Consider the following 22,166-nt stretch of genomic DNA (forward strand, 5'->3'; position numbering starts at 1 on the left):
CTCAAGCTGCCTGTTTTGCAGTGACGAACGCCGCAAGGCTCGCCACGTTGGTGAAGTGATTACGGGTGTCCTTGGCGTCGGCATCGATTTTGATGCCGTACTTTTTCTGGATCGCCAGGCCGAGTTCCAGGGCATCCACCGAGTCCAGGCCCAGGCCTTCGCCGAACAGTGTCTGGTCATCGCCAATGTCGTCGACGCTGATGTCTTCGAGGCCCAGGGCTTCGATGATCAATTCTTTGATTTCCAGCATCAGGCTATTAGGTTGCAGATCGCTCATCTTCGGCGAGCTCCTTGATAAAGTAAGAGTGCAAATAGTCGTTGAGCTTGCGCGAGGCCTGAGGCGCAGGTCCTTGCGTAGCGAAAGCCTGTGGGTCTATATCGGCCCCGACGCGAAAACTGAAGTGCACGCGGCGTTTGGGGATCCGATACCAGGGTTCGGCCTTGGTCAATGTAGTCGGGCTGACCTTGATGATCACCGGGGTGAGGATTCTCGCACCGCGCAGGGCGATTGCCGCGCCCCCCCGATGAAAGGCCGGCGGTTGACCGGGTTGAGTGCGGGTGCCCTCGGGGAAAATGATCAGGGTCTGACCGCTTTTCAGCGCGTCGGCAGCGGCGTCGAGCATGTCCATGCTTCCGTCGTTGCTGATGTAGTCGGTGCGGCGTAGCGGACCGCGGGTGAACGGATTTTCCCAGAGGCTTTTTTTGACCACGCAGTTGGCGTGGCCCACCAGGCCGATCAAAAACACCACATCGATCAGCGAGGGGTGATTGGCGACGATCATCTGGCCTGGCCGTCCGAGCTTGTCTGCCCCCTGAATGTCGTAGGTCAGCACGCCAGTGCGAGCCATGAACCGAATGAAAAACCAGAAACAGCGGCTGACCGTCTGTCGTGCCCGCTGACGATGGGCCAGGGCGTCTCCCGGCAGGCAGTTCAACAGCGGGAACACCACCAGTCGCAAGCATAGGCCGCCCAACCCGAACAGGGTAAAGCTTGCCGCAGTGGCCAGCAGGCGCCAGTAATAGGCGTCGCGGTTTTTATCGGTTACGGGTTGCGTTGCCAGGTCCATACACGATTTTTCCAGGCATGTTGGCAGGTTGTCTGCTGGCCGAGCAGGGTACGCAACAGGTTCAGGGCATGCGGCCAGTGGGCTTTGGACAACGCTTGCGAGGTGCTGTTCAGCGACAGCTGCCACTGATTACCGGGCGTGATCAACAGGCCGACCGCGTAAGGGAATGGCACATCGTCGATCCAGGCCGAATAGGCTGCGGGCGGTTGCTCTTCGGTCACTATCAGCAGTACGGCGGGTGCGCCTTCGGCAAGCAGCGCCGCCGCCTCCAGCATGCCGTATTCAAGGCCATCACCGGCTGCGGCGAGGGCGGTCATTTCGCTGGTTTCACCGCGCATGATCGACCACAGTCCAATGACCGCATTGTGCACCGACAGGCTGAACTGGGTCGGCGACAAGGGTTGATCGGTCGCCAGATCGCTGAGAATTTCGAATGTGCGCGGGGTCTCGCCGTGACGGGAAATAAAGACCAACGGCAGGTCCTGGCGGCCATCAGCCAACGGCCAGCCGACACTGAACGCCATCCGCGCCAGACGGCTGAGTCGCCGACGCTGCATGGCCGGCAGAAACGACACATCGGGGGCGGCATCGCTGCGCTCGGGCACGACCGGTTGTCGGCTCCAGGCTTGCCAATCATCCACGCTTTCAAGCCCAGGGGCCCACGCGCGCCATTGGGCGATGTTGAAGTTGATCACAGACATTTCATCCCGCCCCTGCGGGCTTTCTTTGACGCGGTGAGTCGCAAAGAAACGCAGCTGACCTTATGTGGCGCTTAACGCCGAATGGCGCGCATTATCCCGGTGCGACGGGTGTGTTAGCAAATGCTGGTTACATTTTGCGCAACGAAATGTACCGTCTCGTTCGCGAAAAAAAGCTGTCGTTTAGCCAGTGTCCACATTGCGTCGGACATGTCTGTCGGCTCGATCGGCTGGCGATGGACGTGTTGGCGGCTTTTTCCGTCGGATATTTACCAATGACTGTGTGGTCCAGATGCCAGCGAGGTAGCTAAGCAGCGCCGTGGACTACTACACTCGGTCATTCTTTGATACACGGAGGTTTTGACATGCGGCGCGTGGTGTTCAATCAGAAAGGTGGCGTGGGCAAGTCAAGCATTGCCTGTAATCTGGCGGCGGTCAGTGCCAGCGAAGGCTATCGGACGCTGTTGGTGGATCTCGATGCTCAGGCCAACTCCACTCAATACCTGACGGGACTCACCGGTGATGATATCCCGATGGGGATCGCTGACTTCTTCAAGCAGACTCTGTCCTCCGGGCCGTTCTCGAAGAAAAACCAGGTCGACATTTACGAAACCCCATTCGACAACCTTCACGTCGTCACCGCCACCGCAGAGCTGGCTGACCTGCAGCCCAAGCTTGAGGCCAAGCACAAGATCAACAAGCTGCGCAAATTGCTCGAGGAGCTGGACGGCGATTACGACCGAATCTATCTCGATACGCCGCCAGCGCTGAATTTCTATGCCGTTTCGGCATTGATCGCCGCTGATCGTGTGCTGATTCCCTTCGACTGCGACAGTTTCTCGCGTCAGGCGTTGTATGGCCTGTTGGCGGAAATCGAAGAATTGAAGGAGGACCACAACGAAGGGCTGGAAGTCGAAGGCATTGTTGTCAATCAGTTCCAGGCCCGCGCCAGTTTGCCTCAGCAAATCCTCGACGAACTGATCGCCGAAGGGCTACCGGTGTTGCCGGTGTACCTGGCCAGTTCGGTACGCATGCGCGAATCCCACCAAGCTAATACGCCGCTGATCCACCTCGACCCGCGGCATAAACTGACCCAGCAGTTCGTCGACCTGCACAATCTGCTGGAAAATGCCTGAATCGCCCCTGTAGGAGCGAGCGGTGCGGCGGTCCGACTTGCCCGCGAAGAGGCCGGCACATTCGAAATCATCGTTGCCTGACACGACGCCTTCGCGGGCAAGTCGGACCGCCGCACCGCTCGCTCCTACATGATGGGCGGTGGGTTCAAATCCCCTGACTGCGCAACCAGCTCATCAACTGCGCTAACGGGAAAGCTCCGCTCTGGCGAGCCACTTCCCGGCCATTCTTGAACAGAATCAGGCTCGGGATCGAGCGAATCCCCAATTGCGCCGACAATTGCTGATTCGCCTCGCTGTCCAGTTTGGCCAGCCGACACTTGCCCGCCAATTGCCCTGCCGCCTGCTCGAACACCGGCGCAAACGACTTGCACGGCCCGCACCAGTCCGCCCACACATCCACCAGCAACGGCAGGTCGCCCTTGATCTGACTGGCGTAATCGCCTTGCTTCAATTCGAACGGTTTGTTCAGCAAGACCTCGGCCTTGCAGCGGCCGCATTTGGGATGGTCGTTGAGGCGCTCGGCGGGGATGCGGTTGAGGCCGTTGCAGTGGGGGCAGGGGATTAGGAGTGGGTCGGTCATGAGGGTGGTCCTGTTAAGAAGCCGATTACCTCTATTTGGAGACGTTTGCTCATGTTTTCAATCGTGCAGCGTCCTGCGATGTAACTAGGCTGGGTTGTACTGAGCGACACCGTTGGTCTGCTTAGAATTATCGCAACTTGCGATATTTTTGATCTGTGATTAACTTCCATAGCAGAATGCGATAAGGATGTTGCATGCATGTATTCACCGAAAAACCAATCCGTGAGGCCAAGGAAAAGTGGCCGCAGGTAGCCAATGCACTAGAGCAGTGGTATCGACTCGCCAAGGGGAGTACCCCGGGAGACTTCGCGGCGATGAAGGCGATTTTTCCCGCGACTGACAAAGTCGGAGAGTTTCATGTGTTCGACATTGGTGGCAATAAGTTACGGCTGATCGCTTTCGTCAGGTGTCGGTCTCAAAAGCTTTACATCAAGCATGTGCTGGATCACCGCGAATATGACCGCGGTAAATGGAAGGAGGGAAGGGCATGAGTATTCTGATCAAAAAGGCTGTCGAGCATTGGGAGTTCGTTTCTCCATTGCTTCGAAAACCAAAAAACGAAGACGACTATGACAGGTTGGCGCAGGCACTCGATGAATTGCTTGAAATGACCGGCGATGATGAGTCGCACCCGTTGATGAGCTTGGTGGACATTATCGGTGACTGGATTGCGGAGTGGGATCGCAAACACCACCCTATGCGCGAGGCCTCTGGTGTGGAGGTTCTCGGCTACATGATGCGCGAACACGGCCTCAGTCAGAGCGATCTGCCCGGTGTTGGCACCCAATCGGTGGTTTCCGAGATCTTGAGCGGCAAGCGTCAGCTCAACCTGCGGCAGATCCGCTGGTTAGCCGAACGCTTCGGTGTGTCAGTGGAGACGTTTATCTGACCCGCCTCACGACGAACAACTGATCTCCAGATGCTTGCCCCATTCCGGCGGCCGCTCGGCATAGCTCTCCATTCCAGGTTGTTCCTCGAACGGATTGCTCAATACCGAGTGCAGACGACGAACTTCCGCATAGTCGCCACTTTCCGCGGCATCGATGGCTTTCTGCGCCAGATAGTTACGCAGGATGTACAGCGGATTGACCGCGTGCATGCGCTTGCGGCGCTGTTCTTGATCAACCACGCCTTCACGAGCAACCCGGGCGATGTAGAGCGCGCCCCACGCATCGAAGCCCTTGATGTCGACGAAGTCATCGCGCAAACGGGCGACGGCCAGTTCGGGTGACTCATCCCCCAGGCGGCGAAAGAACAGGCTGTAGTCGACGCCGCTGTTCTGCATCAGTTGCAGCAGATGCTCCAGCAGTTTCTGGTCGTCGTCTTCGGCAGTGGTGAGACCGAGGCGGCGGCGCATCAGGTCCAGATAGTGGGCCTGGAACAGTGGCAGGTACAGGCCGAGGGTTTCGCGCAGGGCTTCGACGCTGATGAACGGCGTCAGGGCCTGGGCGAGGGCGCTGAGATTCCACTGGCCGATCGGTACCTGGTTGCTGAAGGAGTAGCGGCCCTGATCATCGGAGTGGTTGCAGATGAAGTGAGCGTCGAAGTCGTCGAGGAAGGCGAACGGGCCGAAGTCGAAGGTGATGCCGAGGATCGACATGTTGTCGGTGTTCATCACGCCGTGGCAGAACCCGTAAGCCTGCCATTTGGCGATCAGCTCGGCGTTGCGTTCGACGATTTCGCGGAACATCGCCAGATACGGTTCCGGCTGTTCCAGGCAGTGCGGGAAATGCATGGCCAGCACATGGTCGCCGAGTTCTTTTTGCTGCTCGGGGCGCTTGGTGTAATAAAAGAATTCGAAATGCCCGAAGCGCACATGACTCGGCGACAGGCGCAAGACCATGGCCGCGCGTTCCTGTTTCTCGCGCCAGACCGGCGTGTCGGAGCCGATCACGCACAATGCGCGAGTGGTGGGAATGTTCAGGGCATGCAGGGCTTCGGAGGCGAGAAATTCGCGAATCGACGAACGCAGCACCGCCCGTCCATCGCCCATGCGTGAGTAAGGCGTCTGACCGGCGCCCTTGAGGTGCAGGTCCCAATGCTCGCCGGCGTCGTTATAGACCTCGCCCAGCAACAGGCCGCGACCGTCGCCCAACTGCGGGTTGTAGGACCCGAACTGATGCCCGGAATAGACCATCGCCCGCGGCTCGGCTTCGGCCCAGAGCTTGTGACCGCCGAATAGCTCGGCAAACACCGGTGTCTGGGCCTGCGCCGGGTCCAGGTCAAGCAGCGCCATGGCGGCGGGGCTGGCGACCACCAGTCGCGGAGCGGCGATGGGCTCGGGCAGCACATGGGTTGAGAACGCGTCGCCCAGGCGGGCGAAGCGATTGTCGAAGGTCAGTTCGTCGAGGGCTTTCAACGGCCATCTCCAGCAGAATGTCCGAGCATTCTGCTAGGGATAGAGCCCTTAGTCGAGTTCGACCGTCGGAGGCTCTCGGTGCGATTTGCTGTCGGGCAGCGGCACGATGGTTTTGGTTTCCGGCTCGACCGGCACCATTTTGTATTCCTGGCCATGAAGGTTCTTGAGATAGACCTCCATTTGCCGGAACGAGATGTTGATCTTCTGCTTCTTGAACTCGCGATTGATAAAGCGGTTGACCTCATCAAGTACCGGGTTGCGGTCGCCAAGATCGCGCACATGCATGCGCAACTCATGGTCGAGGGTGCTTTCGCCGAAGTTCAGGAAGTACACGTGGGGTTCCGGGTCCTTCAGCACGCGCGGGTTGTCGCGGGCTGCCTTGAGCAAGAGCTCTTTCACCAGGTCCAGGTCCGAGCCATAGTCGACGCCGAGCTTGAGAGTCACCCGGGTGATCGTGTCGGTCAGGGACCAGTTGATCAGTTGCCCGGTGATGAACGTCTTGTTCGGGACGATGATGTCCTTGCGGTCGAAGTCGGTGATGGTCGTGGCACGGATGCGGATCTTGCTCACCGTGCCGGACAGGTTGCCGATGGTGATGGTGTCGCCGATCCGCACCGGGCGTTCGAACAGGATCATGATGCCGGAGATGAAGTTGGCGAAGATCTCCTGCATCCCGAAACCGAGGCCGACCGACAGCGCTGCCACCAGCCATTGCAACTTGTCCCAGCTCACGCCGAGCGTGGACAGGGTCGAGACGAAACCGATGCCGGCGATCACATAGGACAACAGCGTCGTCGTGGCGTAGGCACTGCCCTGAGCCAGGTTCAGCTTCGACAACACAAACACTTCCAGCAAACCTGGCAGGTTGCGAGCAAGCGCCAGGGTGATGCCAATGATGATCAATGCGCCGATCATGTCACCGATGCTGATCGGCACCATGCTCATATTGGCGCCGGTGCCGCTGGTGTATTCGTAAAGGGTGATGTTGTCCAGGTACGAAAATACCGAGATCAGATCGGACCAGACCCAGTACAGCGCCGCGATGAAACCGCCGAGCAGCGCCAGGCGAATCAGTCGCAGTGACTGTTCGTTGACCTTCTCGATGTCCAGGGTCGGCTCTTCGATCACCGCTTCGCCATCGCCCGCTTCTTTGGCCGCCTGGCGTTTGGCAAGCGCTCGCTGATAGGCCAGGCGCCGTGCCGCAACGCTGAGGCCGCGCACGAAGGTCGCTTCGATCACCAGCCAGAACATCAACAGGTAAAGTGTGTTGATCAACCGGTCGCTGAGTTTCAGTGCGGTGTAGTAGTAGCCAAAGCACACGGCGATGAACAACGCGATCGGCAGAGCGGTAAAAAGGACTGCCAAGGCCTTACGGAACAGCGATGTGTTTTCGTGGGTCGGGCTGCTGATCAGCAGACGGCTGAGTAACCAGGCCATCAAGGCGTAGCAGGTCAGCACCACTGGCATGCCGAGCACGTCGTCGGCCAGCGCTGCCGGTTGCAGTTCGGCGACAGCCACCACGGTTACCAGAGCCATCACCACCAGGCCGAGTCGGCGTATCCAGCCCTGAAGGAATTCGACCTGGGGTTTTTCCCAGCGGAAATGCAATTCGGCGACGCCGCCCGGCGCGAGAATGCGGTAGGCGGTGTAGAACACCAGCCAGGCCTGGGCCATTTGCAGCAGCGCCGCACCCATATTGGCGTTCTGCCCGCGTGCATCGATCTGCAAGGCCAGACCGCATAAGGCCAGACCCAGGGAGACCGGCATCGCCAGCAGGATGTTGATCAGAATCGCTTGCGGTGTGTGCCACTGGCTGTCGCGCTTGAAGTGGCCGATGTCCAGGTGAACTTTATTCAGGCGGGCATAAAGATTTTTGCGGCGCCACAGCAGCGCCCCGATCAGAAAGGCCAGCGGCAGAAACAACAGTGGCCGCTGCGTCAGGCCATCCGTCAGTTCACTCAGGCTTGAGGCCCAAGGCAGGGTGGTGACCTGACGTTCCAGGCGCTCCGGCACGGCGCGCATCCACTCAAGATCCAGCGGCTTGTTACTGGGGATCCAGAACATTTGCTCGTCCAGCGTAGCCCTCAGGCTTTGTGCGGTGCTGAGCAGTTGCTTCTGGTTGAGTTGCAGCGTGATGGATTCGTTGAGCACTGCGCTCAGTTCACGGTTCAAACGCTCCAGCAGGTCTGCGCGGGTGGTGGCCAGTTCCAGCAGGCTTTTGCGCAATTGCGGGGTGACTTGCTCGGGTGGTTGAGCCGCCAGCAGGTTGTCGACATAGGTGGTCGGATTGCTGAGCAATTCCCGTTGCTGGCTGACTTCGAACTGATACAGGCGAATGTCGGCGATCTGGTCGGCCAAGTCGCGGCCGCGGTTCAGCTTGAGGTTCGGCAGGGACTGTTTCTGTTTGTAGAGAATCTTGGAGAGCAGCAGGCTGCCCTTGAGCACATTGATCTGTTCTTCCAGCGCCGAATCGCTCTGGGTCACGCTGTCCAGTTGCTGTTTGGTCTGCAGGTTCTGTTGGGTGACTTCGTTAAGGCGGTCGGTGCTTTTGAGCAGGTAATCGGAGAGCTTCAGGTTGGCCGCGCTTTCGGTGGCCAGCAGGCTGCTGCCACCGGCTTTCTGTGCTTCGATGGATTGCTGGGTCACCGTCTCTTGCGACTGGGCCAGGCGCTTCTGGTTGATCAGGGTTTGCAGTTCCTGGATTTCCCGCTCCAGTCGATCGGATTTTTCCGACAGCAGATCATGCTGGCTGTTGCCCAGATCCTGCAGCTGACTGTTGCCGGCCAGTTCCTGTCGACGTAACGGGATCAGCGCATTCAGGGCCGCGAGCTCCGCGTTGAGTTGGTCGCGCTGTTCAGCGCTCAACGTCTTGCCGTTGTCTTTGCCGATTTTAAGAATGTTATTGATTTGCTGAATACGCGTCTGGCTGGCGGAAATTTCCGCTTGCGCACGCTCGGGACGAGTCTGGGCGGTAATTACCAGACTGTTGGCCTCGGCCAGTGCTTTCTGCAGATCGCTTTGCTGCGTTGAGCGTTCGGTCAAAAGCTGCTCAAGCTGCTGAATGGACTCTTTGGTATAGCGCTGCGCCACCGGCACCACATTGGTGGCCTTGAGGCGGGTCAATTCGCGCTGGTTCTCGATGTTCTGCTTCGGTGCGCTAGCGAGCTGCTGCTTGAGATCAGCCAGTTTTTGCTCGTAATCACGCTTGTTGGTGAGTTGCGTCAACGTGTTTTGCAAAATGCTCTGCAGGGCTTTCTGATCGGCTTCAGGCAGTTTGCGCTCGGCGATCTTGTCCAGGCTCGCCTGCACGGCGGCGCTGGAGGGCGGTTCGGCGGCTTGCAGCGTATTGATGGAAAGACTCAAGCCCAGCAGGGCCATGATGAAAAAAGTGCGCAGAGTTGACATAGAAACCGATCGAAAACGAGGCGAAGAGTGGAGTTTAGAGGAAGAGTCCCGGTCCGGGGCGACTTCCTTCGGGGAATCTGACGCCTACCTTACCAATCTTGTTCCCTTCCATGACAGCGACTGTCCAAAGGGTGTTGTTCCATTCCACCTGGTCACCGACGACGGGTGCACCGCCCACTTTCTGGGCAATGAAGTGGCCCAGGGACATGTTCGGATCGATGCCTTCGACTTTCAACCCGTACAGGGCAGCAACCGCGCCCAGCTGGGCGTCTCCTTCGAGTACGAAGTCGCCGAAGAAACGCAAATCCAGCCCCCGTTGCGGTGCCTGGCTGAAGAGTTTTCCGAGGGCCGGAAGGTTGTGTTCATGGCCGATCACACAGAGCAAATCATCGACTTCGAGCACCGTACTACCCGACGGATGGAGCAGTTGCTGGCCACGAAACAAGGCTGCGATACGGGTGCCTTCGGGCATTTTCAGCTCGCGAAGGGGGGATCCAATGCACCATTTCTCGGCGCCGAGGCGATACACAAACAACTCCCACTCACTGGTGACATGCACTTCCAGCGCCGATCGGGAAATCGGCAAAGGCTCTGGTGGGACGGTCACTTTCAAGAGCTTGGCAACCCAGGGCAGGCTCGTGCCTTGCACCAGCAGCGACACAAGTACGATAAAGAACGCCAGATTGAAATAGAGCTGAGCGTTGGGCAGCCCCGCCATCAGGGGGAACACCGCCAGAATGATCGGTACGGCGCCGCGCAGGCCAACCCAGGAAATGAAGGCCTTTTCGCGGCCATGGAACGCTTTGAAGGGCAACAGGCCGACCAGTACCGACAGCGGCCGGGCAAACAGAATCATCCACAGCGCCAGGCCCAGCGCCGGCAAGGCAATCGGCAACAGGTCATGGGGCGTGACCAACAGCCCCAGCACCAGGAACATGCCGATCTGGGCCAACCAGGCCATGCCGTCGAGCATATGTAAAATGCCGTGGCGGCTGCGCACCGGGCGGTTGCCGATCACCAGGCCGCACAGGTACACCGCCAAAAAGCCGCTGCCGTGCAGGGTGTTGGTCAGGGCAAATACCACTAGGCCGCCAGCGATGACCAGAATCGGATAAAGCCCCGTAGCCAGGTTGATACGGTTGACCAGTTGCAGCATGAGCCAACCCCCGCCGAGGCCAATCACACCGCCGATGCCGAACTCGCGCACCAAATGCACGAGCAGGTTCCAGTGCAAGCCGGTCTCGCCGCTGGCGAGCATGTCGATCAGGGTCACGGTGAGGAACACCGCCATCGGGTCGTTGCTGCCGGACTCGATCTCCAGGCTGGCGCTCACCCGTTCGTTCAGGCCCTTGCCGCCCAGCAGCGAGAACACGGCCGCGGCGTCGGTAGAGCCGACGATGGCGCCGATCAGCAGGCCTTGCATCAGATTCAGGTCGAACAACCATGCTGCCGCCATTCCGGTCAGGCCGGTGGTGATCAGTACACCCACCGTGGCCAGCGACAGCGCCGGCCATAACGCCACGCGGAAACTCGTCACCCGGGTGCGCAAGCCGCCGTCGAGCAGAATCACTGCCAGGGCGAGGTTGCCGACCAGATAAGCCGTTGGGTAGTTATCGAAAATAATGCCGGCGCCGTCGACACCGGCCGCCATGCCCACCGCGAGGATGATCACCAGAATCGGGATACCGAGGCGCGATGAAAGTGAGCTCACCAGAATGCTCGCACCTACCAGCAACGCGCCGATCAAGAACAGGCTGTTGATGGTCGTCGCATTCAAAGGCAGTACTCCAGAAAGCTAAAGGCGGGCACAAACTGACCATGCAGTCTGCGTGCCAGCGATTCTAACCTGTTGAAATGTGATGCTGTCAAAAAGCTTTTAACGATGATCGTTCCCACGCTCTGCGTGGGAATGCAGCCCGGGACGCTCCGCGTCCCAAGAGCAGACGCAGAGCGTCCATTGAGGCATTCCCACGCAGAGCATGGGAACGATCAGTCGCAGGTTACAGGCTAAACCGCCCAACCATGTTGTTCAGGTCCAGAGCCAGGCGCGACAGTTCACTGCTGGCAGCGCTCGTCTGGTTGGCACCGGTGGCCGATTGCACCGACAGGTCACGAATATTCACCAGGTTGCGGTCCACTTCACGGGCCACTTGCGCCTGTTCTTCCGCCGCGCTGGCGATCACCAGGTTGCGCTCGTTGATTTCGATGATGGCGCTATTAATAGTGTCCAGCGACAGGCCGGCACCGCGAGCGATATTCAAGGTCGACTCGGCGCGTTCGGTGCTGTTGCGCATCGAATCCACGGCGTGTTCGGTGCCGCTCTGGATGCTGCCGATCATGCGTTCGATTTCGCTGGTCGACTGCTGGGTGCGATGAGCCAGGGCACGCACTTCGTCGGCGACCACGGCAAAACCACGACCGGCTTCACCGGCACGTGCGGCTTCGATGGCGGCGTTCAACGCCAAAAGGTTGGTCTGGTCCGCCAGGCCGCGAATCACGTCCAGCACTTTGCCGATGTCTCGCGACTCGTTGGCCAGATCACCGATCAGGGTGGCGGTGCTCTGTACGTCGGTGCTCATGCGCTCGATGGCGCTGACGGTTTCCTGCACCAGGTCACGACCGTCGCCTGCGGACGTTGTGGCGTTCTTCGAGGCTTCGGAAGTGCTCACGGCGTTGCGGGCGACTTCTTCCACGGCGCTAGTCATCTCATTGACGGCAGTGGCGGCCTGTTCGATTTCGTTGTTCTGCTGGGTCAGGCCACGAGCGCTTTCATCGGTGACGCTGTTGAGTTCTTCGGCGGCGGACGCCAGTTGCGTGGCCGAACCGGAAATCCGTTGCAGGGTGTCGCGCAGTTTTTCCTGCATCTTCGCCATCGCGGCCAGCAGACGACCGGCTTCATCTTCACCGTCAACCGTGATGGGGCGCGTCAGGTTGCCCTCGGCGATTTGTTCGGCAGCGCTCAGGGCGTTGGCAATTGGCTTGGTGATGCTGTTGGTCAACAGCCAGGCGAACAGCACGGTCAGGCCGGTGGCGATAACCAGCAGAGTCACCACAAGGTTGAAGGCCGACGAGTACTGATCGGTGGCTCGCTGGTTGGTGTCGGCAGTCTGCTGAGTGTTGATCTCCAGCAAACGGTTGAGCACGGTGTTGATGGCTTCGGAATTGGTCAGCAAATCGCTGTTGAGCAGCGTGCGCAATTCATCGACCTGATTGCTGCGCGACAGGCTCTTCATCCGGTCTTCGATCTGACGGTACTGACCCAGCAACTGCACGTACTGATCATAGGCCGCACGTTCCTGCGGGCTGGCGATCAGTTTTTCGTAGACAGCTTGCGCCGCTCGGATCTGCTGGTTGCGTGTGTCCAGCAGGTCCATGGTTTTCTGCTGGATGTCTGGCTCGCGGTTTACCAACAGGCGATAAGACAGGACGCGCAGGCGCAGGGTTAGTTGAGTGAACTCGTCGAGGCTTTTAATGCTCGGTACGCTGTTCGAAGTGATTTCCTCGGCGGCGCCGCGAATCTTGCTCATCTGGTTCAGCGCAAACACCCCCAGAACCAGCATCAAGCTGCCAATCAAGGCAAAACCGAGGAACGCCCGCGGTGCGATATTCATATTTCGTAAAGACATGGTGTTCACCGAAAAAAGCGCATCCGTGCGGGGCTGAGACTGCTGTATTGATGGCTTATCGGTCATATGACCAAAGTCTTGAGGCGCTAGGTGTTTTTGTCGCAGAAGGGTCGTGGCGACGAAGTGCAGGAACCAGATCCGCCATTCACAGTCTCTAAAGCTCGCGAGGAAGGTCGTCCGCCAGGAAAATCAAGGCTTTGCGCCCGCATAACCCTGGCATCTGTGGTGACTTTTCTTTATCGTACGCGCCCTTTGAAAATGCCCGGAAAATCAAAATGTTGGAAGCATCCCTAAGCCAATTGGAACAACTGGTCAGCGACCTGGTGCAGCAGAACCAGACCCTGCTGGCCACCCATCAATCCCTGAGTGCCGAACTGGCCCAGGTCAAGGATGAAAACGAAAGCCTGCAACTGAGCCTGATGGAACAGGAAGAGAAACAAGGCGCCACCGCCGCCCGCATTCAGGCCTTGGTTGAGCGCGTCAGCGCCGGTCCTGTCAGCGCATGAGTCACGGTGCCGCAGGGGTAAAAGTTGTCTCGATTCTGGGTGAGGACTATTCGATCAAGGCGCCGGCCGGGGAAGAGCAGACCCTGCTGGACGCCGCTTTAATGTTGAAAGCCGCCCTGGCGGAGACCAAAAAGAAATACCCGGCGCTGATCGGTGACCGCTTGCTGGTGCTGGCGGCGATGAATCTGTGCTCGCAGCAGATCGAAATGCAAAAGCGTCACCAGCAGGAACTCGACCGTTACCAAGAGCAAGTCAGCGCCACGGTTGAAGTGATCGCCAAGACGATCAATCAGGCCTGATCGGCTTTGCGCACAACCAAAGAATAAATTGTCGATTTAGTTGTATACAATCGGCATGGCTGTTGCAGTGTTTCAGCCTCTTATTCTTTGGGGGTGCTCCATGCAGTTCTGGCGACGCAGTATTCAATGGCAGTTGATCCTGAGCATGGGCACCGCCCTGCTGGTCAGTATTCTGATCGTGGTTGGCGTTTATACCCTCGTGGTCAACCGCCTCGCCCAGCGCTATCTGGTCGAGCAGGCGTTGCCATCGAGCATCGAAGCGATGCGCAACGACATCGAACGAATCCTCGTTCAACCCCTCACCGCCGCCAAGGACATTGCCAGTAACAGCATGGTGCGTGACTGGTTGGCCGCAGGTGAAAACAGTGGCCAGACCGCTGGCTTCGTCAACTATCTGGAAGGCATTCGCGCCGAGCACAAAGCCTTTACCGCGATTATTATCGGCACCGCGTCCAACCATTACTTCACTGAAAAAGGCCTGGACCGGATCCTCAGTCGCTCCAATCCAAAGGACGCCTGGTTCTATTCGTTCCTCGACAGCAACCAGCCACGCACCCTCAATATCGACAATGACACCGCCACCGGCGAATTGGCCCTGTTCATCGACTTCAAGGTCGAGCAGGCCGGCAAAGTCGTGGGCGTCGCTGGCCTTGGGCTGAGCATGAAAGAGCTGTCGGAGTTGATCCACAATTTCAACTTCGGTGAGCGCGGCAAGGTCTATCTCGTGCGTTCCGACGGTTTGATCCAGGTTCACCCCGAGGCTCAGTTCAGCGGCAAACGCACGCTGGTTGAACAGATCGGCGCTCCGGCGGCGCAAGCGGTCATGGGGCAGCTCTCTACCTCCACCGCGTCCGCCACCAGCAGTTTTGTCCGCGATGGCGAAGATTTTCTGGCATTGAGCCTGCCGCTGCGTGATTTGGGCTGGACCTTGGTGGCCGAAGTGCCGCAGTCGCAAATCTATGCCGAAGCCCGGCGCGCGATGTGGATGAGCAGCGGTATCGGTCTGGCAGTGGCGCTGGTTTGCCTGTTGTTGGTGGTGTTGCTGGCCCGTGGGTTGGTGCGACCGATTCGTCAGGTAACAGCGGCGCTGGTAGCCATCGGTAGCGGTGGTGGAGATTTGACCCACAGGTTAGATTCCAGCCGCGCCGATGAACTGGGTGACCTCGCTCGCGGCTTCAATCGGTTCCTTGAAAGCCAGCGCGACATGATCGGCGAAGTGCTGGCCACCAGTGAGCGTTTGCGCACGGCGGTCGGCCAGGTGGCACGGGTGGTGGACAACACGGCCGAACGTTCGGGTCGTCAGCAGGAAATGACCGACATGGTCGCCACCGCGGTCCACGAGATGGGCCTGACCGTGCAGGAAATCGCGCAGAACGCCGGCAACGCGGCGGTCGCTTCGCAAACTGCACGGGATGAAGCGCTGCAAGCGCGGGAGGTGGTGGGCGGGTCGATTCGGCATATCGAAAGCATGTCCGATGAGATTGGCATCGCCGCCGGAGCGGTGGGCGAGTTGGCCCATCAGGTGGCATCCATCGATCAGGTGTTGGCGGTGATTCGCGGGATTTCCGAGCAGACCAATTTGCTGGCGCTCAACGCCGCCATCGAAGCGGCGCGGGCCGGCGACATGGGCCGCGGGTTTGCTGTGGTTGCCGATGAAGTGCGGACCCTGGCGCGGCGGACTCAATCGTCCACCGACGAAATCCAGCAGATGATCGGTAGCCTAAAGCAGGGAGCGGAGAATGCGGTGTCATCCATGCACGCCGGGCAAGCGGCAACCGGCACGGGCGTTGAGTCGAGTCAGCGCACCGGGGCGTCGTTGACCGCGATTACCGGGCAGGTCGAGCGCATCAGCGACATGAACCATCAGGTGGCCACGGCGACGGAAGAGCAGTCGGCGGTGACGGAAGAGATCAACCGCAATGTGCAGGGGATTTCTGATCTGGCGCGGGCGACGGCGGGGGAGGTCAGGGCTTGTCGGGACGACTGTCAGACGTTGCAGCGGTTGGCGGATGATCTGGCGCGGCAGATGGGCAGTTTCAAACTCACCTAACCGATCGTTCCCACGCTCCGCGTGGGAATGCCTCCTGTGACGCTCTGCGTCACGATCGCAAAGGGACGCGGAGCGTCCCGGGCTGCATTCCCACGCGGAGCGTGGGAACGATCAGTGAAAGGTTGTCAGAACCATTCATCCTGCATCGTTAAACACACATCATCCCGCGCCTCAAGAATCGCCAGCTCATGGTGACAACCCGGCACTTCCCACGTCAGGAAATACCGCGCCGCCTGCAGCTTGCCTTTATAGAAGCTCACATCCGCCGCGTTCCCTTTGGCTAACCCTTCCTCGGCGCGAATCGCCTGTTCCAGCCAGCGCCAACCAATCACCGTATGCCCGAACACTTTCAGATACAGCGCCGAGTTCGCCAGGCTGCTATTGACCTTGCCTTGAGCCAGATCGGTCAGCAGGCCGATGGTCACGGTTTGCAGGTGTGCCACCAGTTTTTCCAGCGGTTCACGCAACGGCGTCAGCGATTCATAGGCTTGCGCTCGTTCGGCGGTGTCGGCAATCAGGCGGATCAGTTGCTTGAGCCCCGCACCGCCGTTCTGCGCCAGCTTGCGCCCCAGCAAATCCAGGGACTGAATGCCGTGAGTCCCTTCATGAATCGGGTTCAAGCGGTTGTCGCGGTAATACTGCTCCACCGGGTACTCACGGGTATAACCGTGGCCGCCGAGAATCTGGATCGCCAGTTCGTTGGCCTTCAGGCAAAACTCCGACGGCCAGGATTTGACGATCGGCGTCAGCAAATCCAGCAGCTCATGAGCCTGCTTGCGCTCGGCTTCGCTCTCAAGCGTCGTGGTGTCGTCAAACAGTCGTGCCGCGTACAACCCGAGGTCAAAGGCTCCTTCAACGTAGGTTTTTTGCGTCAGCAGCATACGTCTGACATCGGCGTGCTGAATGATCGGCACCGGCGCGGTAGTCGGGTCTTTACTGTCTGGCACCCGACCTTGCGGCCGCTCGCGGGCGTATTCCAGCGAGTACAGATAACCGGCATAACCCAGCATCACCGCACCCATGCCGACGCCGATCCGCGCCTCGTTCATCATCTGGAACATGTAGCTCAAACCGTGGTGCGGCTTGCCCACCAGATAGCCGACACACTCGCCGTTGTCGCCGAAGTTCAACGCCGTGGACGTCGTGCCGCGCCAGCCCATCTTGTGGAACAACCCGGCCAGCAGCACGTCATTGCGCTGGCCGAGGCTTCCGTCATCGTTGACCAGAAACTTGGGCACGATAAACAGCGAAATGCCCTTCACACCGGCCGGTGCATCCGGCAGCTTGGCCAACACCATATGCACGATGTTTTCCGACAGCGAGTGATCGCCGCCGGAGATGAAAATCTTGTTGCCCTTGAGTCGCCAGGTGCCGTCGGACGCAGGCTCGGCGCGGGTATGAATATCCGACAGCGACGAGCCGGCATGTGGCTCGGTGAGGGCCATAGTGCCGAAGAAACGGCCGTCGATCATTGGTTGCAGAAAGCGCTGCTTCTGTTCCTTGGTGCCGAAGCTTTCAATCAGATTCGCTGCGCCCATGGTCAGGAACGGGTAGGAGGTCGACGCCGCGTTGGCTGACTGAAAGTGTGCAAAGCACGCTTGCGACACCAGCGTAGGAAGTTGCATGCCGCTGGCATCGAAACTGCGCGCGGCGTTGAGGAAACCGGCTTCGAGGAAGGCATCCACCGCCGGTTTCACTTCCGGAATCAGAATTGCCTGACCGTTCTCATAGCGCGGTTCGTTCTCGTCGCCCTTGCGGTTGTGCGGGGCGAAGAACTTCTCGGCGATGCTGCGAGCGGTGCCGATGGCCGCATCGAAGGTCTCGCGATTGTGCTCGGCGAACCGCTCACGCTGGGTCAGGCCCTCGGCATCAAGGACTTCATACAGCTCGAAAGCCAGATTACGGGAACTGAGCAACGTCTCGGACATGGCGGCCTACCTTTATTTGGAATGGACCGAGTCTAGGCGGAGGAATAAAGGCTGAACAGGATGATTGATGAGCGTGATGGAGGGGCAAAACGAGGGTAGGGCATGATCGTTCCCACGCTCCGCGTGGGAATGCAGCCCGGGACGCTCCGCGTCCCCAAACGACGTGACGCAGAGCGTCACAGGAGGCATTCCCACGCGAGAGCGTGGGAATGAACAGTGGAGTGTCAGCCGATCGTCATCAAACTGGCATTACCACCCGCCGCCGCAGTGTTGACGCTCAGCGCACGTTCGATCACCAGACGCTCCAACGCAATATTGGTCTCACCCTGCGACAAACCATGAACCCCAACAATCGCGCCGGCACGCTTGGCCACTTGCTGGCAGACCGCACGCAACTGGTCGGAGTGGCCATGATGCAGAACCGCATCAATCACCACTTCGTCCTTGGTCCAGTCGGCCACCCGCTTGATCCGCGCCTGAACTTCTTTCGGCAGGCGTGCGAACAGGGCCTTGCCCGGTTCAGCGTCCGGCCACACCGCCGAGCCGCCGACGGCCAATACCGCCGCCAGTTGGGTCAGCAGATCGCCTTCGACGTCCGCCAGGCACAGCACGTGTTCGCGCGGCAGGATCGCGTAGCTGTTGCGTTCGCCAGTCGGGCCCGCCAGTACGCGGGTGATGCCGCTCTGCGATTGCGCCGCGAACTGTGCACACAGGGTGCTCAAGTCAGCGAACTTGTTGCTGTCGGCCCAGGCTTTCAGCGCGGTCAGCGGTTTGCTCATGGCATCACGCAGACGGACGTCCGGTGCAGCGATAGCGTCGCCGCGGGCGAAGGATTGTTCGATCGCATCGGTAGGACGTGTCGACAGCAAGCGGTACAGGTACAGCGGACCACCGGCTTTCGGGCCAGTACCCGACAAGCCTTCGCCGCCGAACGGTTGCACGCCGACCACAGCGCCGACGATGTTGCGGTTCACGTAGACGTTACCGGCGTTGACGTTGTCGATCACCTTGGCGATGGTCTCGTCGATACGAGTGTGCACGCCCAGGGTCAGGCCGTAGCCGGAAGCGTTGATCTGGCCGATCAGTTGATCAATGTCTTTGCGCTTGTAGCGCACCACGTGCAGCACCGGGCCGAAGATCTCCCGTTGCAGCTCGTCGAAGCTTTCCAGTTCGATCAGGGTCGGCATCACGAAGGTGCCGCGTTTGACTTCTTCGCTGTTGGCGATGGCCACCTGATACACGTTGCGACCTTTGTCGCGCATAGCCTGGATGTGCTTCTCGATGCCGGCCTTGGCTTCGGCGTCGATCACCGGGCCGATGTCCACGGACAGACGCTCAGGGTTGCCGAGACGGCATTCCGCCATGGCGCCCTTGAGCATTTCGATGACACGGTCGGCGGAATCTTCCTGCAGGCACAGTACCCGCAGCGCCGAGCAACGCTGGCCAGCACTGTCGAAGGCCGACGACACCACGTCGATCACCACCTGTTCGGTCAGCGCCGAGGAGTCGACGATCATCGCGTTCTGACCGCCCGTTTCAGCGATCAGTGGAATCGGACGACCCTGGGCATCCAGACGACCGGCGACGTTGCGTTGCAGCAAACGAGCGACTTCGGTGGAGCCAGTGAACATCACGCCTTTGACCCGATCGTCACCGACCAGACGGGCGCCAACGGTTTCGCCACGGCCCGGCAGCAGTTGCAGCACGCCTTCCGGAATCCCGGCTTCGATCAGCAAACGCACAGCTTGAGCGGCCACCAGCGGGGTTTGTTCCGCTGGTTTGGCCAGTACCGGGTTACCGGCGGCCAGAGCAGCGGCGACCTGACCACTGAAGATCGCCAGCGGGAAGTTCCACGGGCTGATGCAGACCACCGGACCCAACGGGCGGTGGGCATCGTTGGTGAAATCGTTGCGCGCCTGCACCGCGTAGTAACGCAGGAAGTCCACGGCTTCACGCACTTCGGCGATGGCGTTGGCGAAGGTCTTGCCGGCTTCGCGAGCCAACAGGCCCATCAGCGGCTGGATCTCGCCTTCCATCAAATCGGCGGCACGTTCCAGAATCGCGGCGCGTTCTGCCGGCGGGGTGGCCTGCCAGATCGGCGCGGCTTTCAGGGCGCACTGGATCGCGTTATCGACGTCTTCGACGGTGGCTTCCTGCACATGGCCAACCACGTCACGCAGATCGGACGGGTTCAGGACGGGTGCAGGGGTTTCGCTGCTGGACGCGCAACCGAGCATCGGCGCCGCTTTCCAGTTGTTGTGAGCGGTGGCCAGCAGGGCGCAGGACAGGGAAGCCAGGCGATGTTCGTTGGCCATGTCGATGCCGCTGGAGTTGGCGCGCTCGGCACCATAAAGATCACGCGGCAGCGGGATACGCGGGTGCGGCAGGCCGAAGCCGCCTTCCAGCGTCGCCATCTGCTCGATGCTGGCCACTGGATCGGCCACCAGCTCCTGAATCGAAATAGACTGGTCGGCGATACGGTTGACGAACGAAGTGTTCGCGCCGTTTTCCAGCAGACGACGCACCAGGTACGCCAGCAATGTTTCGTGAGTGCCAACCGGTGCGTACACGCGGCACGGACGGTTCAGCTTGCCTTCGGAAACTTTACCGACAACCTGTTCGTACAGCGGTTCGCCCATGCCGTGCAGGCACTGGAACTCGTACTGACCAGGGTAATAATTCTGACCGGCGATATGGTAAATGGCCGACAAGGTGTGGGCGTTGTGCGTGGCGAACTGCGGATAAATGACTTCCGGCACCGACAGCAACTTGCGGGCGCAGGCGATATAGGACACGTCGGTGTACACCTTGCGGGTGTAGACCGGATAGCCTTCCAGGCCTTCGACCTGAGCGCGCTTGATTTCGCTGTCCCAGTAGGCGCCTTTCACCAGGCGAATCATCAGGCGATGACGGCTGCGGCGAGCCAGATCGATTACGTAATCGATCACATAAGGGCAACGCTTCTGGTAGGCCTGGATCACGAAACCGATGCCGTTCCAGCCGGTCAGTTGCGGCTCGAAGCACAGGCGCTCCAGCAGATCCAGCGACAGTTCGAGGCGGTCGGCTTCTTCGGCGTCGATGTTCAGGCCGATGTCGTATTGCTTGGCCAGCAGGGTCAGCGACAGCAGGCGCGGGTACAGCTCTTCCATCACGCGCTCGTACTGGGCGCGGCTGTAACGCGGGTGCAAGGCGGACAGCTTGATCGAAATGCCCGGACCTTCATAAATCCCACGACCGTGAGAGGCTTTGCCGATCGAGTGGATGGCTTGTTCGTACGAGGCCAGGTACTTCTGGGCGTCATGTTCGGTGAGTGCGGCTTCACCCAGCATGTCGTAGGAGTAGCGAAAGCCCTTGGCTTCGAACTTGCTGGCGTTGGCCAGGGCTTCGGCGATGGTTTCGCCGGTGACGAACTGCTCGCCCATCAGGCGCATGGCCATGTCGACGCCCTTGCGGATCATCGGCTCGCCGCTCTTGCCGATGATGCGGCTCAGGGACGAAGTCAGGCCCGCTTCGTTGTGGGTCGCGACCAGTTTGCCGGTCAGCAGCAAGCCCCAGGTGGCGGCGTTGACGAACAGCGACGGGCTGTTGCCCAAGTGCGGCTGCCAGTTGCCGGTGCTGATCTTGTCGCGAATCAGGGCGTCACGGGTGCCTTTGTCCGGGATGCGCAGCAGCGCTTCGGCCAGGCACATCAGCGCCACGCCTTCCTGGGACGACAGAGAAAATTCCTGCAACAAGCCCTGAACAATCCCGGCACGGCCGCCGGCGCTTTTCTGATTGCGCAGTTTCTCGGCAATCGAGGCGGCGAGCTTGTTGGTGGCCTCGGCCATCGGGGCCGGCAGACGCGCCTGCTCGATCAGCATCGGCACCACTTCAGGTTCCGGGCGACGGTAGGCGGCGGTGATAGAAGCGCGCAGCACCGATTGCGGCAGGATGCTTTCAGCGAACTCCAGGAAGCACTGATGCGCGTGATCGACGTGGATCTCGCCCGCTTCGTCAACTTCCTTGCCGTTCAAACCGCTCAGCTCGGACAGGGTTGCACCACCCTCGAGTTTTTCCAGGTAATTGAAAATTGCCTGCTTGATCAGCCAGTGCGGCGTGCGATCAATCGAGGTCGCGGCGGCCTTGAGGCGTTCGCGGGTCGGGTCGTCAAGTTTGACCCCAAGAGTGGTGGTAGCCATATTTTTATCCTCATGTTTGCCACGACCGCGTGGCATCAGCTGGCGGCAAGATTAGCTGTGCGTTGGTTGAGGTGCAACCGGGTGCAACCCTTTTTTTGTCAGAATAATAAGCAGCTCGTCAGGAAATCAATTCTGATGCATCGCTCCCGTGCCTGCTTGGTGCTTTTACTTCTAGTGCAACCCGAAAAACGCCCTAAAAAGGAGCAAAAACCGACCCTTTGCAAGAAAATCCGACTAGGTGCAACTTATTCGCACGAAACTGGTTGCACCTTATTTGCTTTGTTGAATAGCATTCGCGGCCAAGGTGCAACCGGTCCAAAAGATCGGTGCGCCG

At 59.6% G+C, this 22,166-nt stretch carries 16 protein-coding genes and 2 pseudogenes; 7 read left to right on the top strand and 11 right to left on the bottom strand.

Annotated elements, in window-relative coordinates:
* Position 1 precedes the first annotated feature (1 nt).
* From MEB48_RS10760 to MEB48_RS10770, 3 genes are read right to left on the bottom strand one after another with little or no spacing between them, the layout of a single operon-like run.
* Positions 2 to 277, bottom strand: coding sequence for a phosphopantetheine-binding protein (locus MEB48_RS10760; RefSeq protein ID WP_095052817.1), 276 nt, complete (start codon positions 275 to 277; stop codon positions 2 to 4).
* Entirely contained in the window at positions 258 to 1,067 is an 810-nt protein-coding gene (locus MEB48_RS10765; protein WP_237884244.1) for a lysophospholipid acyltransferase family protein, read from the bottom strand. The genes MEB48_RS10760 and MEB48_RS10765 overlap by 20 nt, the downstream gene beginning before the upstream one ends.
* The gene (locus tag MEB48_RS10770; RefSeq protein ID WP_237884245.1) at positions 1,043 to 1,768 is read right to left on the bottom strand and encodes a beta-ketoacyl synthase chain length factor; all 726 of its coding nucleotides are present in this window, start codon (positions 1,766 to 1,768) and stop codon (positions 1,043 to 1,045) included. Before MEB48_RS10770 ends, MEB48_RS10765 begins: the two co-directional genes overlap by 25 nt.
* Before the next feature lie 362 nt (positions 1,769 to 2,130).
* Between MEB48_RS10770 and MEB48_RS10775 the strand changes: the two genes are divergently transcribed.
* A complete protein-coding gene (locus MEB48_RS10775; protein WP_008009127.1) occupies positions 2,131 to 2,901 on the top strand; it encodes a ParA family protein in 771 nt (256 codons plus the stop codon).
* 145 nt (positions 2,902 to 3,046) lie between these two features.
* On the opposite strand, the gene trxC is transcribed toward MEB48_RS10775, so the two are convergent.
* A complete protein-coding gene (gene trxC, locus MEB48_RS10780) occupies positions 3,047 to 3,481 on the bottom strand; it encodes a thioredoxin TrxC (protein WP_237884246.1) in 435 nt (144 codons plus the stop codon).
* Positions 3,482 to 3,675: 194 nt separating this feature from the next.
* On the opposite strand from trxC, the gene MEB48_RS10785 reads away from it, so the two are divergent.
* Together MEB48_RS10785 and MEB48_RS10790 are read left to right on the top strand one after the other, a co-directional pair.
* Positions 3,676 to 3,972 (top strand): type II toxin-antitoxin system HigB family toxin, encoded by a 297-nt coding sequence (locus MEB48_RS10785; protein ID WP_237884247.1) that lies wholly within the window; start codon positions 3,676 to 3,678, stop codon positions 3,970 to 3,972.
* A complete protein-coding gene (locus MEB48_RS10790; RefSeq protein ID WP_237884248.1) occupies positions 3,969 to 4,370 on the top strand; it encodes a helix-turn-helix domain-containing protein in 402 nt (133 codons plus the stop codon). Before MEB48_RS10785 ends, MEB48_RS10790 begins: the two co-directional genes overlap by 4 nt.
* Positions 4,371 to 4,376: 6 nt before the next feature.
* On the opposite strand, the gene selO is transcribed toward MEB48_RS10790, so the two are convergent.
* The 5 genes and pseudogenes from selO to MEB48_RS29370 form a co-directional block, all read right to left on the bottom strand.
* Complete coding sequence (gene selO, locus MEB48_RS10795; RefSeq protein ID WP_237884249.1) at positions 4,377 to 5,840, bottom strand: protein adenylyltransferase SelO; 1,464 nt, start codon at positions 5,838 to 5,840, stop codon at positions 4,377 to 4,379.
* Positions 5,841 to 5,888: 48 nt separating this feature from the next.
* Positions 5,889 to 9,245, bottom strand: a complete 3,357-nt coding sequence (gene mscK / locus MEB48_RS10800; protein ID WP_237884250.1) for a mechanosensitive channel MscK — start codon at positions 9,243 to 9,245, stop codon at positions 5,889 to 5,891.
* Between the two features lie 34 nt (positions 9,246 to 9,279).
* A complete protein-coding gene (locus MEB48_RS10805; RefSeq protein WP_237884251.1) occupies positions 9,280 to 11,022 on the bottom strand; it encodes a potassium/proton antiporter in 1,743 nt (580 codons plus the stop codon).
* A gap of 223 nt (positions 11,023 to 11,245) precedes the next feature.
* Entirely contained in the window at positions 11,246 to 12,118 is an 873-nt protein-coding gene (locus MEB48_RS29365) for a methyl-accepting chemotaxis protein (protein WP_442969084.1), read from the bottom strand.
* Positions 12,101 to 12,937: pseudogene (locus tag MEB48_RS29370) on the bottom strand (MCP four helix bundle domain-containing protein); the annotation flags it as partial. The pseudogene MEB48_RS29370 and the gene MEB48_RS29365, both read right to left, overlap by 18 nt.
* A 209-nt stretch (positions 12,938 to 13,146) precedes the next feature.
* Here MEB48_RS29370 and MEB48_RS10815 point away from each other — a divergent pair.
* From MEB48_RS10815 to MEB48_RS29380, 4 genes and pseudogenes are all read left to right on the top strand, one after another.
* The gene (locus MEB48_RS10815) at positions 13,147 to 13,377 is read left to right on the top strand and encodes a hypothetical protein (protein WP_095052828.1); all 231 of its coding nucleotides are present in this window, start codon (positions 13,147 to 13,149) and stop codon (positions 13,375 to 13,377) included.
* Entirely contained in the window at positions 13,374 to 13,676 is a 303-nt protein-coding gene (locus tag MEB48_RS10820) for a cell division protein ZapA (protein WP_237884253.1), read from the top strand. The genes MEB48_RS10815 and MEB48_RS10820 overlap by 4 nt, the downstream gene beginning before the upstream one ends.
* Positions 13,677 to 13,821: 145 nt before the next feature.
* A pseudogene (locus tag MEB48_RS29375) lies at positions 13,822 to 14,859 on the top strand (HAMP domain-containing protein); the annotation flags it as partial.
* Between the two features lie 135 nt (positions 14,860 to 14,994).
* Positions 14,995 to 15,726, top strand: a complete 732-nt coding sequence (locus MEB48_RS29380; RefSeq protein WP_442969085.1) for a methyl-accepting chemotaxis protein — start codon at positions 14,995 to 14,997, stop codon at positions 15,724 to 15,726.
* Between the two features lie 125 nt (positions 15,727 to 15,851).
* Here the strand turns inward: MEB48_RS29380 and MEB48_RS10830 are convergent, their stop codons facing one another.
* Together MEB48_RS10830 and putA are read right to left on the bottom strand one after the other, a co-directional pair.
* Positions 15,852 to 17,654, bottom strand: coding sequence for an acyl-CoA dehydrogenase (locus tag MEB48_RS10830; protein ID WP_237884255.1), 1,803 nt, complete (start codon positions 17,652 to 17,654; stop codon positions 15,852 to 15,854).
* Positions 17,655 to 17,878: 224 nt separating this feature from the next.
* Complete coding sequence (gene putA, locus MEB48_RS10835) at positions 17,879 to 21,832, bottom strand: trifunctional transcriptional regulator/proline dehydrogenase/L-glutamate gamma-semialdehyde dehydrogenase (protein ID WP_237884256.1); 3,954 nt, start codon at positions 21,830 to 21,832, stop codon at positions 17,879 to 17,881.
* Positions 21,833 to 22,166: the final 334 nt, after the last annotated feature.

The sequence above is a fragment of the Pseudomonas sp. PGPR40 genome (genome assembly GCF_022014505.1).
Lineage (GTDB): Bacteria > Pseudomonadota > Gammaproteobacteria > Pseudomonadales > Pseudomonadaceae > Aquipseudomonas.